Below are 15,028 nucleotides of genomic sequence, written 5' to 3' on the forward strand. Positions count from 1 at the left end.
TCACCTCGAGGCCGGCCCGCCGCAGAGGCCGGTACACCTTGCGGTCACGCTCCTGAATACCCATCGACCCATGTTCTACCAGGGGCCAACAACCCTCGGCCCGCCAATTTCCTCCACCTCTACGTGATCGCCCGGACAGCTCCTAGGTCAGTGATCAAGCTCGGCCTTGCTTATTAAACCCAGTATCGGTTCATTGTGGCGCCACTGCAGCGGTATCTACCTCTGGGATAGCATCTCTGACCATTACGTCGAGGTAGAAGCCCGGTAGACCGAGGCGGGTCGTGAGGTCAGTCAGATGTTGCCTGGCATAGGGGTAGATCATGAAGGCAGCCGCCCGTTCTCCAAAAAGGTGGAAGACGGCTTCTGGCAGCTCGGTCCCCTCAGCCACCAGGTAGCGAGCAGCTACGACCGTCGACGCCTCAGCAACAGGTTCGTCCTTATCGTCAACAAAGTGGCATTGGATCTGGAGCTGGTAGTCGACGAGGTTCTCGCCGACTGCCAGGCCGATCTCTGAGTTCACGCTCACCCGTGCGGGCAAGGCAGGACTCAAGCGGCGAGCATGCAACTCGGTCGCGAAAATAGTCTCTAGGCGAGTGCGATTGACCAGCTCGTTGTAGTCGGCTGGGCTGACCTGCACTCCTTCCCCGGTCATGCGGCAACCTTATTGAGTGGCTTGAACTCGGAGGGCGCAGGGAATGCCGGAGGTTTAGCCCCGCTGGGTACGGTGTGGGCGAAGCCCGAGAACCTCATCCCGTGAATATCGGGCTCGATGGTGATGTCCACGAGAAGGTGGCCATGCTTAACCGGAACGATCATGGCGTCGCTGTGAGCCGCCACGCTAGCTCGTGTAGATTTTTGGCGAGCGCGGATAAGCGCGCTATCGATGATCGCCATCTCGTCGCGCGTTGGGTACTCGAATCCGTCGTCGAGGCTGATACCCCTGAGCCACCGATTGACCTCGCTCCAGAGCCAAACATGGGAGCGACCTGCGGTTCCTTCGGGCAGTGGGAAGGGCGTCTTGCCTTGTCGGTCGCCGTTGATCCACTGGCTGACGTTCTGGCGACTGCGGCCAGTGCGCTGCGCGATTTCGGCGACACCGACCAAGTTCCTGTCGAGTCGCAGCACCTGCAGGTCCGATACAGCTCGTTCAATGTTAGACACGGCCTGCATTGCTGCGTCCGTAGCGTTGTCACCGGCGATCACAATGGTGAGCAGGTCAACGCCGCCGCCGCGGAAGAGCATGGCGTCCAGCTCGTTCTCAAGCGTCTCCACAGCGTCAGTGTCGTCGACACTAGTGCCAGATACAACGAAGGTGAGCTCGTAGTCCACGTGTCCCCCTCTCCTGGGGCCTAGAGTGGCAGACCTGTTGTCATTCGTCAACGCCAAAATACGGACAAACTGGTGCAAGGTGCAAAGTGAGAGGATGGTTACTCACTAGTCACGTCCGCCTGTTAGGCTCCGCTGCGGGGAGTCCTTCGGCTTCGGGCACCTGCTTGCGGCGTTGGTGACCTGCCGTGCCTTGGTGGTCGGAGACTTCGGAGTGCTGCCAATCGGGATGGTGGTGCACCCTCCGCCAGGGCAGGGGCAGTACAACCTCGTCCCATGCCCCTCCTTGTGGAGGGTCCAGCCCTTCTTGAGTAGCGGCTCGACTGCCTTGCGGATGTCTTTGTCCTTGATGTCCTTGGCGGAGAGTTCCTTGCCAACCACTAGGCCCTCCCCGCCTCAGCTTTGCCGACGAGCAAGCCGTGCCGAACTTTGATCGCGCGAAGAGTCGCGCCGAGGTGCTGACGTGCCACAGAGCCTGCTTTCTGGCCATGCTGCACCTCGGTAGCCTCGCTCACGAGTGCACAGCTCTGTCCAAGCTGCTCTCGGCAGCCATTGGAGTGATGTTACGCCTGTCATATGACGTCCTAATGCACCTGGCTGATCATCACATGGAGTGGTGGAGGGTCAATTTGATCTAGGGGCGACAGCACTCGGGAGCCTACGGGTCAACCTGTTTCATCCCCGCCAGTGGAGGTCGCGATCGATGTGACCATCCGGCGAGGATGAGGGCAACTTGCTGATGATATGGATCATGGGGGACGGATGCTCGAAGCTGGAGTCACGGTTGTCGACCCGACAATCATGCGGGCAGACGCGGTAGCTGTCATGGGTTGGTCCGGCCGCGCGTTGCACCAGATGCGCACCGGATGGGCCGGGGAGCACCGGTAAACTGCGGTCGACTGAAGTCGGATTAGAGTGGCAAAGTGGCAGAGTTTCTGCAGTTCAGCGACCAGCTCGGCGGCATAGGAGCACTGATTCCCAAGCTTAGAGCGCGAGTTCGATTCTCGTCACCCGCTCCAGCAGAAAGCCCCAGGTCAACGACCTGGGGCTTCTTCGTTGTCCGGGCCGATCCGACCTTGTCGTGCCAGATCTGCGTCAGCCGACGGCCGTCTCCGGAGGGGATTCCAGCAGCCGGTGGGTCTTGTCGCTGTTGTGCAGGATGCTGTCGGGGCTTGGACAGCCGGCTTGGGAGCCGCCGAAGGGGAGCCTGTGTATGGAGCCCCAGCGGTGCGAGCAGTCGGTTATGCCACTCGGCGTCCGAGGACAGCGGCAAGCGCCCGCTCGTGAACGAGGCCGGGGCGGACGAGGCGTGCGGCAGGCATCGAGCAGTCGACGATGGTGAGGTGATTCGCGGCTGGCGAGACCCCGCCGTCGAGGAGGACGGTCGCCCTGACACCGGTGGACTCCAGAAAACCCCGGACCTCCTCGGCCGTGATCGCCGGGCCCGGCGCGTCGGTACCCGCGTCGCCCGAGATGTTGACGGTCGTCGCGGCCACCGGGGTACGGGCTGCCGCCGCGAGGGCGCCGAGCGGGCCGGACGAGAGGGTGGTGAGCGCGGGCGACCCGACGGCGGGGTGGTGTTCGCCGATCTCGATACTGCTCCAGGGCAGGAGCATGGCGAGGTTGCCGGGCCAGAAGGCGTCGGCCAGTTGCCGGGCCTCGGGGTGGACGACGAACTGCTTCTCGCACTCCTCCAGGGAGGGGAGTACGAGCACGAGGGACTTGGTCCGGGGACGCTGCTTGCCGTCGAAGATGCTGTTGCAGGCGGCCGGGTTCGTGGCGTCGGCACAGATCATGTACCAGCGCTCGGTGGGCACGATGACGAGTTCCCCGGCTTCCAGCGCGCGGGCTGCGGCGGCGAGTTGTTCTGCTGGGATCGGTCTCACAGGTGTCCCTCCGTCTCGGGAGTCAGTGGATGGGCTCGGTACTGGCCCTGCTCGGCGTTCACGCCGCCTGCGGCAGTCCCTGATAGTCGAGCCACGGGTTCTGCAGCGCCTGCAGCCGTCGCCGCGCATGGTCGGGGTGCTCGACGCGGAAGTACGCCATGAGCCGGGGCTCGGGGCCGAGGTTGCGGCCGACGGGGTGGGGGACGAGGTGGTGCATCAGCAGCAGGTCTCCCGGTCGGCCGAGGAACGGGGTGCCGGCCCGGGTGTCGAGGTCCGGCGGGACCTGTTCGGTGATGCCGAGCGACCACTGGGTGCGGAACCACTCGGTCATGGCCAGGTGCCCGCCCGGCTGGTAGCGCAGTGCGCCGGCCTCCGGGTCGGTGATGTCGGACAGCACCACGCCGACGAGCAGCGAGAAGGTCCGCAGTTCCTCGGGGTCGAGGTGCGGGCAGGAGACGCCGTCCACGTGCATCGCCTTCTCCGGCCGGCCCTGTTCGAACTGGCCGTCGGGGATGCGGATCTGGAGTTGGACGGTGGAGACGGGCCGCACGTTGCCGAGCAGGTCCTGGGCGAGTTCGGCGGCCGGAGACTCGGCGAAGAGGGCGAGCAGGTCGAGGTGGCTGCCGAGTTCCGGGGCGAAGGTCCGCTGCGTGCAGGCGCTGATGAGTTCGGGGTTCATCGACTCGCGGTACCAGGCGGTGACCAGGTCGCGTGCCCGGGCGATCCGGTCGGGGGCGACGGCACCGCGCCTGATGTGCAGGCCGTCGCGCATGAAGTCGCGCTTCTCGTCTGAGCTGAGGGCCACTCGAACGCCGCGTCCGGCACACGCTCGAAATCGCCCGCGCCTACAGCGCGCAGAACCGCACGGACGAGGCGCTCGCCCTCGTCCTGGACGCCGAGGAACTCGCCCCCGAGCAAGTCCGCTACCACTTCATCCCGCGACACCTCGTCACCGCCTGGGTCCGCCAACAGCGAGGCAGACCGAGCCACTTGCTCGCCGGCGTCGCCCAACGGCTCAGCATCGTCGCGTGATCGCGGCGGACGACTACAGTCGTTGCCATGAGCGACTTCCAACCCGAAGAGGTCGTGGCCCAGCCCCGTACCGCCGCCGGCGTCCTCTTCTTCGACGAGGACGACCGCGTCCTCCTCGTGAAGCCGACCTACAAGCCCGGCTGGGAGATCCCCGGCGGCTACCTGCGCGCGGGCGAGACCCCGAGCGAAGGCGCCGTCCGGGAGGTCAAGGAAGAGCTCGGCATCACCCCGCCGATCGGCCGACTCCTCGTCGCCGACTGGGCACCCCACCCCACCGAGGGCGACAAGCTCCTCTTCGTCTTCGACGGGGGCATCCTCCCGGCCCGTGAGCTCGATCACATCTCCGTCGACCAGGTGGAGATCGGCGAGTACGCCTTCCACACCACGGACCAGCTCGATGAACTCCTCATCCCGCGTCTTGCCCGTCGCGTCCACGCCGCCTGCATCGCCCGAGCCGGTTCCGAGACGGTCTACCTGGAGCATGGTTCGACCCGTCCGTAGGGCGAGCCCGTCGCCCGTAGCCGAGTTGGTCCTGCGACAGCCTTCCACCCATTGGATCGAACGCTGTCGCAGCCAGTGCTACGCGAGCGCCGGAGTACTCAGAACACCGAGGAGAGCCGATCCGGCTGCCGGGGAAGCCTCGGCCATTTGCCGGAGCGCTTCGCCCGGCAGGTAGTGATAGCTCTGTGGCGGGTGGAACGTTCCGGCGGACCTCAAGGCGCTGAGGCTCTGTTCGCGGACCGGCAGCGGCTCCGGCTCTGGTTCCGGCTCCGGCTCCGGTGGGGCCAACTCCTCCGGTACGTCGATGCCTCCGTTGTGCCGGAACCCGGCGGCCCGTGCGGGGTGCCCCCTCGGCCGGGTGGCCCGCCCCGGCGGTGTTCCCGGGGCGGGGGTGGTGGGGGCAACTGGGCTGCGGTTAGCGGGGGTTGGAGCGGGGGCCTGGGCGCTGCGGGGCGCGCGGGAGGGTGCGGACGGGGCGGGCGAGGAGCAGCGCGACGGGGATCAGCAGGGCCACCAGGACGCCGACGGCGAGCACCCGGGTGGTGCCGAAGGCGTGCGCGGCGGGCCCGGCCAGGGCGGAGCCCAGCGGGTAGAGACCGACCGAGCCGGCCACCTCGTAGGCGTGCACCCGGTTGAGCACCTCGCCGGGCACCTGGGTCTGGACGGCCGTGGACCACATCACGCCCCAGACGCCGATGCCGGCGCCGACCAGCACCTGGGCGGCGGCGAGCAGCCAGACCGGGGCGTGCAGCAGGACGCCCAGCGGGTAGAGCGGGTAGGCGAACATGGCGACCGCGCCGGCCGCGAGCGGACGCCGGGGCCGGTAGCGGATGGCGAGCAGGCCGCCGACCACCGTGCCCGCGCCGAGGGCGCAGTTGATCAGGCCGAACGCGGTGGGGCCGTGGGCGGGGACGACCACGCCCGCGGCGAGCGAGAGTTGGGGGCCCCAGGCGAGGACGGCGTAGACCATCCAGATCAGGATGACGCTCCAGAGCCAGCTGCGGGAGCGGAACTCCCGCCAGCCGACGGCCAGGTCGTGCCGGAACGACTGCCCCGCGGGCGGGGCGGGGACGGCGCCGAGGCGCAGCGTGAACAGGCAGACCGCGCTGGTGGCGTAGGCGAGCGCGGACAGCGCCATCACCCAGCCGGTGGAGCCGAAGCCGACCAGCACGCCGGCCAGCGCGGGCCCGCCGAGGCCGGTGATCGCCTCCGAGGTGCGCAGCACGCCGTTGGCGCCCTGGACGTCGCGGGAGACCAGCGGCACGGTCGAGGAGGCACCGGGTTGGAACAGGGCGTTGGCGGTACCCGCCACGGCGAGCAGTGCGTACAGCTGCCAGAGCCGGTCGACGCCGTGCCAGAACAGGACGGCCAGCAGGACGTGCGCGGTGAGGTTGGCCAGGTCGGCGACGATCATCATCCGGCGGGCGGTGAACCGGTCGGCGAGGACGCCGCCGAACAGCACCAGCCCGGCGAACGGGGCGACCAGGAAGGCCATCGCGTAGCCCGCCGCGTCCAGGCCGCGGCCGGCCGAGAGCAGCCCGGCCGAGACGGCGACCGGGAGCATCGCCCAGCTGAGCAGGCCCGCGCTGCGGGCGGTGAAGTAGCGGCGGAAGTCGCGCGACCAGATGGCGGGTTCGAGGACGGCCGGGGGCGCTGCGGGTGCCGGGGGTGTCGGGGGCGCTGCGGTCGCCGGGGACGCGGGGGACGTGGGGGACGCGGGGGACGCGGGGGACGCGGGGGAGGTCGAGGAGGGGCCGGTCAGGTCGGTGGGCACGGCGGGGTCAGCCCTTCGGGAGGTCGGTGCGGGCGGCGAGTTCGGCGCGCAGCCGGGCGTTCTCCCGTTCCAGCAGGTCGAGCCGGGCGAGCCGTTCGCGGACCGGGCCCAGGACGTCGGCGAGTTCGCGCTCGGTGAAGCGCGGGGTGATGTGGTTGGGGCAGTTCCAGGCGTGCGCCTCGACGCGGACGGTGACCAACTGCTCGACCCGGCCGTCGGTGCGCGGGGTGGCGAGCCGTTCGGCGAGGGCGGGGTCCCGGTCGGCGGGGACGGCGGTGGCCCGGCCGAACACCTTGAGGCGGGCCTGCCGGGCGTGGTCGAGGAAGAACAGGGCGACCCGGCCGTCCCCGCCGCGCAGGTTGCCGGTGGTGAGGTACTGCCGGTTGCCGCGTACGTCGAGGTAGCCGAGGGTGTGCGGGTCCAGGACGTGGACGAAGCCGGGCGGGCCGCCGCGGTGCTGGATGTACGGCCAGCCGTCCTCGTTGACGGTCGCGAACAGGAAGCCGTCCAGACCCTGGACGAAGGCGGCCTCGGCGGCGCCGAGCGGCTCGGGTCCGCCGTCTGGCCCGCCGGCTGGCCCGCCGTCGGCTGTGCGCAGGCGGCGCTGGGCCGCGGCCGCGCTGCCCATCTCCTGCTGGACGCGGCGCACGGCGGGCGTGTACGCGAGTCTGTCGTAACGGCTCAAGGCGTCACCTCGGGGTCCGGAGGGGGGAGGTGCGACCACCGTAAGGAGCCGGGCTGTACGGGCGGCCGCAGCCGGACCAGAAGGAAGGGGGCGGGCCGGAGGGGCGCTGAACAGGGGAAACGCGGAGGGGCGGAAGTTCGGCGGAACTTCCGGGTCAGCGCAGGGGAGTTCCGCCCATCGCCCGGCCGAGGTGCAGCGCCTCCCGGCGGTGCCGGACGGCGTCGGCGTCGGCCCCGAGGGCGTCGGCGGCCAGCGCGAGCACCAGGAGGGTCCGGGCCTCGCCGGGGCGGTGGCCGGTCGTGCGGTGCAGGGCGAGGGCGTCGACAGCGAGGGCCAGGGCGGTGTGCGGCTCGCCGAGGCGGACGCGGATCCGGGCGAGGACGGTGAGCGCGTCCCCCTCGAACATCCGGAACCCGGCTTCGCGCGCGAGGACGAGGGCGTGCTCGGCTGTGCGCAGCGCGCCGCGCGGATCGGTGTCGAGCAGGGCGGCGGCGAGCCCGACCAGGGCGGCGGCCTGCGGGTGCCGGTCGCCCGCGGCCTCGGCCAGCCGCCGTGCCTCGCGGTACGCGGCCGCCGCCTCGGAGGGCCGACGTGCACGCAAGTGCGCGGTGGCCAGGGCGAGTTGGGCGTTGGCCTGGAGCGCCCGGCTGCGGACGGCCCGAGCGGTGGTGAGCGCGGTGTGGGCGAGCAACTGCCCGGTGGCGTGGTCGCCGAGGTCGGTGTGGGCAGCGGAGAGGCAGGTCAGTGCGACGGCCTCGCTGAACCGGTTGCCGTGGCGGCGGTGCACCGGCAGGGTCCCGCCGATCGAGCGGACCGCCTCGCCGGGGAGCCCGAGCGCCCGCTGGACGACCGCCAGATTGGTCCGGGCGACAGCCTCCCGGTCGGCGGGGGCGGTGGGGGCGGTGGCGGTGGGGGCGGTGGTGTCGGGGGCGGGGGCAGTGCGGCCGCCCAGGTCGCGGGCGGCGCGGGTGAAGTGCTCGGCGGACTCGGTCAGGCGGCCGAGCTTCCAGCAGATCAGGCCCAGCACGGTGACGTCGTCGGGGTGCGGGGCGTGCCGCCGTTCGACCGGGTGGTCGACATCAATCAATTGATTGGAGTCGGGGTGCTGATTGACGCCGCACAATGCGTTGATGTCGGCTGCTGCCGCCGCCGCCCTCGCTGCCCCCACCGCCCGGCCCGCCGCCAGCGCCGCCGCGTACGGGTGGAGCAGGCCGGGCAGCCGGTAGTGGCCGGGGGGCTGCTCGCGGACGAGGTGGGCGTCGGCGAGGCGGGCCAGCAGGGCGGCGGCCTCGGGGCGGTCGGTGGCGGCGCGGGCGGCGGCCTCCTCGGTGCCGAGACCGGCGGCGGGGGCCCGGCCGAGGAGGCGGAACATCCGGCGGGCGGGGGCGGGGAGGGCGCGGTAGGAGAGGTCGAAAGCGGCGCGCAGGCCGGCGCGCGGGTCGTCGGCGAGATCGAGCCGGACGAGCAGGGCCTCGCCGGGGGTGGGGCCGTCGGGGTCGGCGGGGTTGTTGGGGTCGTCGTGGCCGGTAGCGGTGGGGGCGTAGTCGGCGAGGGCGGTGCCGCGGGAGACCAGGTCGGCGGCGGCGATCCGCAGGGCCAGCGGGAGGCCGCCGCAGGCGTGGACCAGGCGATGGGCGGCGGCCGGTTCGGCGGTGACCCGGCAGGGGCCGAGGACGGTGCCGAGCAGCAGGGCGCCCTCCGCCGGGTCGAGGGCGTCGAGAGTGAGGCGGTGGGCGCCGTCGGCGGCGAGCAGGCCGGTGAGCCGGTTGCGGCTGGTGACCAGCACGGCGCAGCCGGGGGCGCCGGGGAGCAGTGGGCGGACCTGTTCGGCGTCGCGGGCGTCGTCGAGGACGATCAGCAGTCGACGGTCGGCGAGCAGGGTGCGGTAGAGCGCGGCGGCCTCGTCCGGATCGGCGGGCAGCCGGTCGGGCGGAGTGCCCAGGGCGCGCAGGAAGCGGGCGAGCACGTCGTCCGGGTGCGGTGCGGGCCGGGTGGAGTGCCCGCGCAGGTCGGCGAAGAGCTGGCCGTCCGGGAAGCGGTCGCGGTGCCGGTGCGCCCAGTGGGTGGCGAGGGCGGTCTTGCCGATGCCGGGCGGGCCGGTCACCAGGACGAGCCGGGGACGGCCCGTCAGGTCGCCCGGGGCGGTCGGGAGGAGTGCGTCGAGTTCGCGCAGCTGTTGGTGTCGTCCGATGAACTGTCCGGTAGAGGAGGGAAGTTGTGCGGGCTTCGGGGGAGCGGTCGGGGCGGCCGGGGTGGACGGCCCGCTTGCGGAGGGCCCCGGCAGGCCGGGCAGGCCGGGCAGGACGCGCAGGCCGGGCAGGCCGGGCAGGCCGGACAGGTCGGACAGGCCGCGCAGGACGCGGAGGTGGGCGTCGTGGAGTTCGGGGCCGGGGGTGACGCCGAGTTCTTCGTCGAGGCGGGTGCGCAGCCGGGTGTAGGTGTCGAGGGCGGCGGCCTGGTGGCCGCTCGCGGCGAGGGTGAGGATCAGCCGGGCGTGCAGGGCCTCGTGCAGGGGCTCGGTGTGGGCCACCTCCCGGAGCAGTGGGACGGCCCGGTCGGGGCGGCGCAGCAGCAGGGCGGTGTCGGCGTGCAGCAGGGCGGCGCGGACGCGGCGTTCGTTGGCGGCGACCGCGGCGGGGTGCCGGCGCAGGGCGGGGTCGGCGTCGGCGAGGACGGGGCCGCGCCAGTGGCGCAGGGCGCGGGCGAGGTCCTGGTGGGCGGCTTCCGGGTCGGGGGCGTGCCACAGGCAGGTGGTGCGGGCCATCAGGTCGTCGAAGCGGCCGAGGTCGGTCCGGTGCCGGGGCAGGCCGAGCCGGTAGCCGGTGGGGGTGCGGACGACGCCGGACGCGGGGTCGTCGGGGTCGTCCGGGTTGAGCAGGCGGCGCAGCCGGCTGACGTGGGTGTGGAGCAGGCTCTGCTGCGAGTCGGGCGGTCCGGCGGGCCACAGGGTGTCGGTGATCTCCTGCCGGGTGGCGGCGGCGGGGTGGGTGAGGGCGAGCAGGCCGAGCAGGCGGCGCAGGGTGGGGCTGCCGATCGGTACGGTGTCGCGGCCGCGGCGCAGCAGCAGCGGGCCGAGCAGCAGCAGGGTGGTGCCGCGGCCGGTGCCGGGCGGGCCGTCGTTCCGGGCGGCGGCGGCCCGGAGTGCGTCGGCCCGCGGGCCGGTCAGGGCGAGCGCGTCGACGAGGCGTTGGACGGTGCGCTCGCGGGGCCGGCGGACCCGGTCGTGTTCGAGGTCGCGCAGGGCCCGGGTACTCAGTCCGGCCCGGCCGGCGGCGGTCTGCTGGCTGATCCCGGCGCGGGTGCGCAGTTCGCGCAGCAGCGCCCCGAAGCCGGCCGGTTCAAGACCGGCCGGTTCAAAGCCGGTCGGGTCGGAGCCGACCGGTTCGAAGCCGGAGGGGGCAGAGGGGGCAGAGGGGTTGGAGGGGCGGGCCGGTTCGGCCGGTTCGTGTTCCGTCATGACGCCTCCTCAGTTCCCGACGATCAGTGTGGGCTGCGCCCGCGGACCCGGGCAAGGCGGCCGGAAGGCCCCTGGGAAGGCGGGTGAAGGCTGCATATGCTCTGTGGCGTCAAGATCGCTGGGGGAGCGGTCAGTTCGAGTGGAACACGGTCTGGAGGCCGCGGTGAGTGTCTGCGTGATCGGTGCGGGTCTGTCGGGTCTGGCGGCGGCGTACGCGCTGCGCGAGGCGGGGCTGGACTTCGTCTGCCTGGAGAAGTCCCCCGGTGTGGGCGGGATCTGGCGGCGTTCGTCGGCGGGCGAGCCGGGACCGGCGTACCGGGCGCTGCACCTGAACAGCGCCAAGCAGCTGACCGGCTTCGAGTCCTTCCCGATGGGGGAGGAGCTGCCGCTGTACCCGAGCCACCGTGACATGGCGCTGTACCTGCGGGAGTTCGCCGAGTGGGCGGGGCTGCTGCCGTGCATAGAGCTGCGTACCGAGGTGGTGTCGGTGCGGGCGGACGGCTCGGGGGCGTGGACGGTGGTGAGCCGGGACGCGGACGGGGTGGAGTCCGTCCGGACCTTCGACCAGGTGGTGGTGGCGGCGGGGCACCACGACGTGCCGCTGCTGCCGGATCCGCTGCCGGCGGGCGCGGAGTCGTTCACCGGGCGGATCCTGCACTCGATGGAGTACGTGGACGGCGCGGAGTTCGCCGGGCAGCGGGTGGTCGTGGTGGGGCTGGGGGCCTCGGCGGTGGACATCGCGGCGGACGTGTCGCGGCACGCCGAGCGCACGGTGCTCTCGGTGCGCAACGGCCAGCACGTGGTGCCCAAGCAGCTGTTCGGCATGTCGGTGGACACGATCGCGGTGGCGCCGTGGTTCAGCTCCAAGTCGCTGACGGAGCAGCAGGAGTTCATCGAGGAGGCGCTGCGGGTGGCGCGCGGCCCGCTGACCGAGTACGGCCTGCCGGAGCCGCCGAACCGGATCTTCCAGTCGCCGGTGACGGTCTCGGACGAGATCCTGCCGCGGATCCGGCAGGGCGCGGTCCGGCCGCGTCCGGGCATCGAGTCGCTGGCGGGGGCGGAGGTCCGCTTCACGGACGGGAGCGTGCAGGACGCGGACGCGATCGTGTTCTGCACCGGGTTCGGCTGGACGATGCCCTTCCTGGAGGCGGACCACCCGGCGGGTGGGCAGGGCCCGGTGCGGCTGTACCGGCGGGTGGTGGACCCGGACCGGCCGGGGCTGTACTTCCTGGGCCTGATCCGCCCGGTGGGCTCGATCACCCGGCTGGTGGAGGCGCAGGCGCGCTGGGTGGTGCGGCTGGTGCGGGGCGAGTCGGTGCTGCCGGACGCCGAGGTGATGCACAAGGAGGTCGACGGCTTCCTGGAGGGCATCGGCCGCCGGTACGGCCTGTCGGCGGGCGCGTCGGTGCACGTCGACGTGAACGGCTACCTGGAGCAGTTGGCGGGGGCCTAGGGGCTCGTGCCGGCCGGTCGGCGCCCGGCCGCAGCGGAGGGTTCCTCGGGAGGTCCGTGATACAGGGGGTCACGGGGTCTCCTTCGGCAGCTGCGGCCGTCGGTGCCTGTACGTCGTCGGTGCCTGTGCGTCGGTGCCGGGGTGTCGCTGCCTGTGCGCCGTCGGTGCCGGTGTACCGGGAGGGCAGGGGCGCCGGGAGGGCAGGGGCAGGAGGGCCGGCCGGCCGGTCAGCGGACGGGGCGCGGTCCGGTGGGCCGTTCGTTGGGCCGGCGGACCCGGTACGCCTCGGAGGACAGGTACGCGGTCAGCCGGGGGTCCTTGCCCTGCTGGTGGACCATGGCCAGATAGGCGATCAGGCCGACGCCGTCCTCCAACCGCCGCGGGGTGAGGGCCTCCAGGGCGGCGCGGAGCGGTTCGGGGGCGATCCCGTAGCGGGGCAGCAGCGTCTCGGCGCGGCCGAGCACCTCGCGGTCGTCGCGGGCGTAGTCGCGGACCGGGACGTGCAGGGTGAAGCCGCTGGGGCGGTCCGCCGCCTGGTCGGTGAAGGAGTGGCAGGTGAGCACGGGGCGGCGGTCGAAGACGCCGTCGCGCCCGGGGGGCAGTCCGGTGGCGGTGTGCAGGAACGCCTCGGTCTCGGCGGGCGCGGGGCCGCCGTCCATCCGGTTGAGCGTTCCGACGGCGGAGGCCCGCAGCCGGTGGTGGGCGGTGTACACCTTCAGCCGGGGGGTGTCCCAGTCGCCGAGGTCGAGGGCGAGGAACAGCAGCCGGTCGGCGGCCGGCAGGCTGTCGTACGCCCGGTGGTGGCCGAGCCGGCGCAGGGCCTCGCGGACGGTGGCCCCGGCCCGGTCGGGGCCGGAGGCGGCGGGGTTGAGGTACGCCTTCATCCGGGGGGTGCCGCCGGGGGCGAGTTCCAGGGCGGCCCAGAGCGCGAAGTCCCCCTGCGGGGCGTCGGGGAGGAAGAGGTCCTGGACCAGGTCGAGCTGTTCGGTGGAGATGCCCCAGCGCCGGGCGAGGCCGTGCAGGGCGCGCAGGCCGAGCCGGCTGCTCTCGGCCAGGGTGCCGAAGCCGCTGGAGGGTTCGAACAGGAAGCGCAGGGTGGGGGAGGTGCCGGGGGAGAAGGAGAGCGAGAACTCGACGGGGGTGTGGTCGTCGGAGAGGAAGGTCGGGACGGCGGGCGGCAGGTCGAGCGAGCGGCGCACCACCGGTCCGAGCGCGTCGGTCAGGGCACGGGTGTATTCGGCGGAATCGCCCGTGTCCAGGCCCACCAGTTCGCACAGGGAGAGCAGCTGACGGGCCGTGTGGCTTCCGACGGTCCGTCCGGAATGCGCGGGTGGCAACAGAAATGTCCCCCGGCGGTCGGGCCGGGGGACATCGGTGCGGTGGGGAGGGCCGCCGAGGGCGGGTGGCCCGGGAAGGAGCGGGCTGCGGGTCTCGGCGGCGTCTCTGGATATGCGGTCCATGACACCCTCCTGTTCTCCGGTCATCGGCGCCATGGCATATGGCGCGGGCATTCGCGCTGATTACCCGGGTTTTTCAGGATTTATGCAGAAATCATGAACATATAAATGTTGCCAACGTCACCTGGCCAACCAGTTGAGGAACTGGCTCCAACGCCCCACCTTCTCGGTGGGCTGCGCGGACTTGGCGGGCTGGACCCGGGCGGCGGTGTCCTCCGGCCGCTCCTTGCGGTCCGGGGTGAAGCGGACCGGCAGCGAGACCAGGGCGCGGTTGAACGGGCCGGGCCGCCAGTTCAACGTCTCCTCGGGGACGGCGAGTTCGATGTCCGGCAGCCGGTTGAACAGGTTCTCCAGCGAGGTCATGGCGATCTGCCGGGCCGGGTCCTTGGACGGGCAGGCGTGCGGGCCGGCGCTCCAGGCCAGGTGGGCGCGGCTGCTAGCGCGCCGCTCGGCGGCCAGGATCGGGCTGCTGTTGGCGGCGGCGTAACTGACCATCAGCAGGTCGCCGGCCTCGACCTTCTGACCCGCGAACTCCCCGTCGGCGACGGGGTAGTGCGGGCCGAGGTTGGTGATCGGCGGGTTCTCCCACAGGGTGTCGTCGATCGCCTCGTCGATCAGGCCGCCCTGGTGCGCGTAGGCGTCGTGGGTGAGCAGCCGGTGCAGGGTGTTGCCGAGCAGGTTGCCCAGCGGTTCGACGCCGGCGCCCAGCAGCAGCGTGAGCTGGTGGGTCATCTCCTCGTCGTTGAGCTGGGCGTGGTGCTGCAGCAGCCAGGAGGTGACGTCCTCGCCGGGGCGGCCGCGCTTGAGCGCGATCAGCTCGCCGATCGCGCCGAACGCGACCTGGGCGGCCTTCTCGGCGTTGACGCCGTCGAACATGCCGGAGATGCCGAACATCACCCGGTCGCCGATGTCGGCGGGGCAGCCGAACAGCTCGTTGAAGACGAACAGCGGCAGCTGCTTGGCGTACGAGCTCAGCAGGTCGGCGGAGCCGCGGTAGCCGAACTGGGAGATCAGGAAGTCGGAGACCTGCCGGGTGCTGCGGGCCAGCCGGCGCTGGTCGATCCGGGCCATGCAGTCGGTGATGGCCTGGCGCAGCCGCAGGTGCTCGACGCCGTCCGAGAACAGGGCGTTCGGGCGGTGCAGCAGCAGTTGCAGCACGGGGCTGTCCGGCGGGATCCGGCCCTCGTTGAGGTCGCGCCAGCGCCGGGAGTCCCGGCGGTAGGAGGCCGGGTCCTGCAGCAGTTGCAGGGCCGCCGAGTACTCGGTGACCAGGGTGGCGTTCACCCCGGGGGCGAGCTCGACCGGAGCGCTGGGGCCGTAGTGCCGCAGGTAGTCGTAGTAGGACTGCGGGTTGGCGGCGAACTCGGCACCGTACAGCGGCACTCGGCCGCCGTGGGCCGGGCACCCGGGCGGGGGTACCGGGGCGGGGGAGTGAGCGTCCATGACTGCGTGTTGCT

The 15,028-nt window shown here is 71.9% G+C and carries 11 protein-coding genes; 2 read left to right on the forward strand and 9 right to left on the reverse strand.

Annotation, left to right across the window (positions count from 1 at the left end; all coding sequences use genetic code 11):
• Positions 1-190: 190 nt before the first annotated feature.
• The 4 genes from ACFUEL_RS01685 to ACFUEL_RS01700 all read right to left on the reverse strand — a co-directional run bounded on the left by ACFUEL_RS01685 (position 191) and on the right by ACFUEL_RS01700 (position 4,017).
• Positions 191-652, reverse strand: a complete 462-nt coding sequence (locus ACFUEL_RS01685) for a hypothetical protein (RefSeq protein WP_380233892.1) — start codon at positions 650-652, stop codon at positions 191-193.
• Positions 649-1,329: a helix-turn-helix transcriptional regulator gene (locus tag ACFUEL_RS01690; RefSeq protein ID WP_380233893.1), complete on the reverse strand. Its 681-nt coding sequence runs from the start codon at positions 1,327-1,329 to the stop codon at positions 649-651. The genes ACFUEL_RS01685 and ACFUEL_RS01690 overlap by 4 nt, the downstream gene beginning before the upstream one ends.
• Before the next feature lie 1,238 nt (positions 1,330-2,567).
• Positions 2,568-3,212 carry an L-threonylcarbamoyladenylate synthase gene (locus tag ACFUEL_RS01695; protein ID WP_380233894.1) on the reverse strand — a complete coding sequence of 215 codons (645 nt, stop codon included), beginning with the start codon at positions 3,210-3,212 and terminating at the stop codon, positions 2,568-2,570.
• 58 nt (positions 3,213-3,270) lie between these two features.
• A complete protein-coding gene (locus ACFUEL_RS01700; protein ID WP_380233895.1) occupies positions 3,271-4,017 on the reverse strand; it encodes a phytanoyl-CoA dioxygenase family protein in 747 nt (248 codons plus the stop codon).
• 254 nt (positions 4,018-4,271) lie between these two features.
• Between ACFUEL_RS01700 and ACFUEL_RS01705 the strand changes: the two genes are divergently transcribed.
• Positions 4,272-4,745 (forward strand): NUDIX domain-containing protein, encoded by a 474-nt coding sequence (locus tag ACFUEL_RS01705; RefSeq protein WP_380233896.1) that lies wholly within the window; start codon positions 4,272-4,274, stop codon positions 4,743-4,745.
• A gap of 415 nt (positions 4,746-5,160) precedes the next feature.
• Here the strand turns inward: ACFUEL_RS01705 and ACFUEL_RS01710 are convergent, their stop codons facing one another.
• From ACFUEL_RS01710 to ACFUEL_RS01720, 3 genes are all read right to left on the reverse strand, one after another.
• Positions 5,161-6,519, reverse strand: a complete 1,359-nt coding sequence (locus ACFUEL_RS01710; RefSeq protein ID WP_380233897.1) for an MFS transporter — start codon at positions 6,517-6,519, stop codon at positions 5,161-5,163.
• Positions 6,520-6,526: 7 nt separating this feature from the next.
• Positions 6,527-7,204, reverse strand: coding sequence for a pyridoxamine 5'-phosphate oxidase family protein (locus ACFUEL_RS01715; RefSeq protein ID WP_380233898.1), 678 nt, complete (start codon positions 7,202-7,204; stop codon positions 6,527-6,529).
• A 154-nt stretch (positions 7,205-7,358) separates the two neighbouring features.
• Positions 7,359-10,661 (reverse strand): BTAD domain-containing putative transcriptional regulator, encoded by a 3,303-nt coding sequence (locus ACFUEL_RS01720; RefSeq protein ID WP_380233899.1) that lies wholly within the window; start codon positions 10,659-10,661, stop codon positions 7,359-7,361.
• Between the two features lie 163 nt (positions 10,662-10,824).
• Here ACFUEL_RS01720 and ACFUEL_RS01725 point away from each other — a divergent pair, with 163 nt between their 5' ends.
• The gene (locus tag ACFUEL_RS01725; RefSeq protein ID WP_380233900.1) at positions 10,825-12,114 is read left to right on the forward strand and encodes a flavin-containing monooxygenase; all 1,290 of its coding nucleotides are present in this window, start codon (positions 10,825-10,827) and stop codon (positions 12,112-12,114) included.
• A 227-nt stretch (positions 12,115-12,341) separates the two neighbouring features.
• Here ACFUEL_RS01725 and ACFUEL_RS01730 read toward each other — a convergent pair whose 3' ends face one another.
• Both ACFUEL_RS01730 and ACFUEL_RS01735 read right to left on the reverse strand, forming a co-directional pair.
• On the reverse strand, positions 12,342-13,379 hold the full coding sequence (locus ACFUEL_RS01730) for a tryptophan dimethylallyltransferase family protein (protein WP_380233901.1): 1,038 nt from the start codon (positions 13,377-13,379) through the stop codon (positions 12,342-12,344).
• Between the two features lie 312 nt (positions 13,380-13,691).
• On the reverse strand, positions 13,692-15,014 hold the full coding sequence (locus ACFUEL_RS01735) for a cytochrome P450 (protein ID WP_380233902.1): 1,323 nt from the start codon (positions 15,012-15,014) through the stop codon (positions 13,692-13,694).
• Positions 15,015-15,028: the final 14 nt, after the last annotated feature.

This window comes from Kitasatospora sp. NPDC057198 (assembly GCF_042670125.1).
Classification (GTDB): Bacteria; Actinomycetota; Actinomycetes; order Streptomycetales; family Streptomycetaceae; genus Kitasatospora.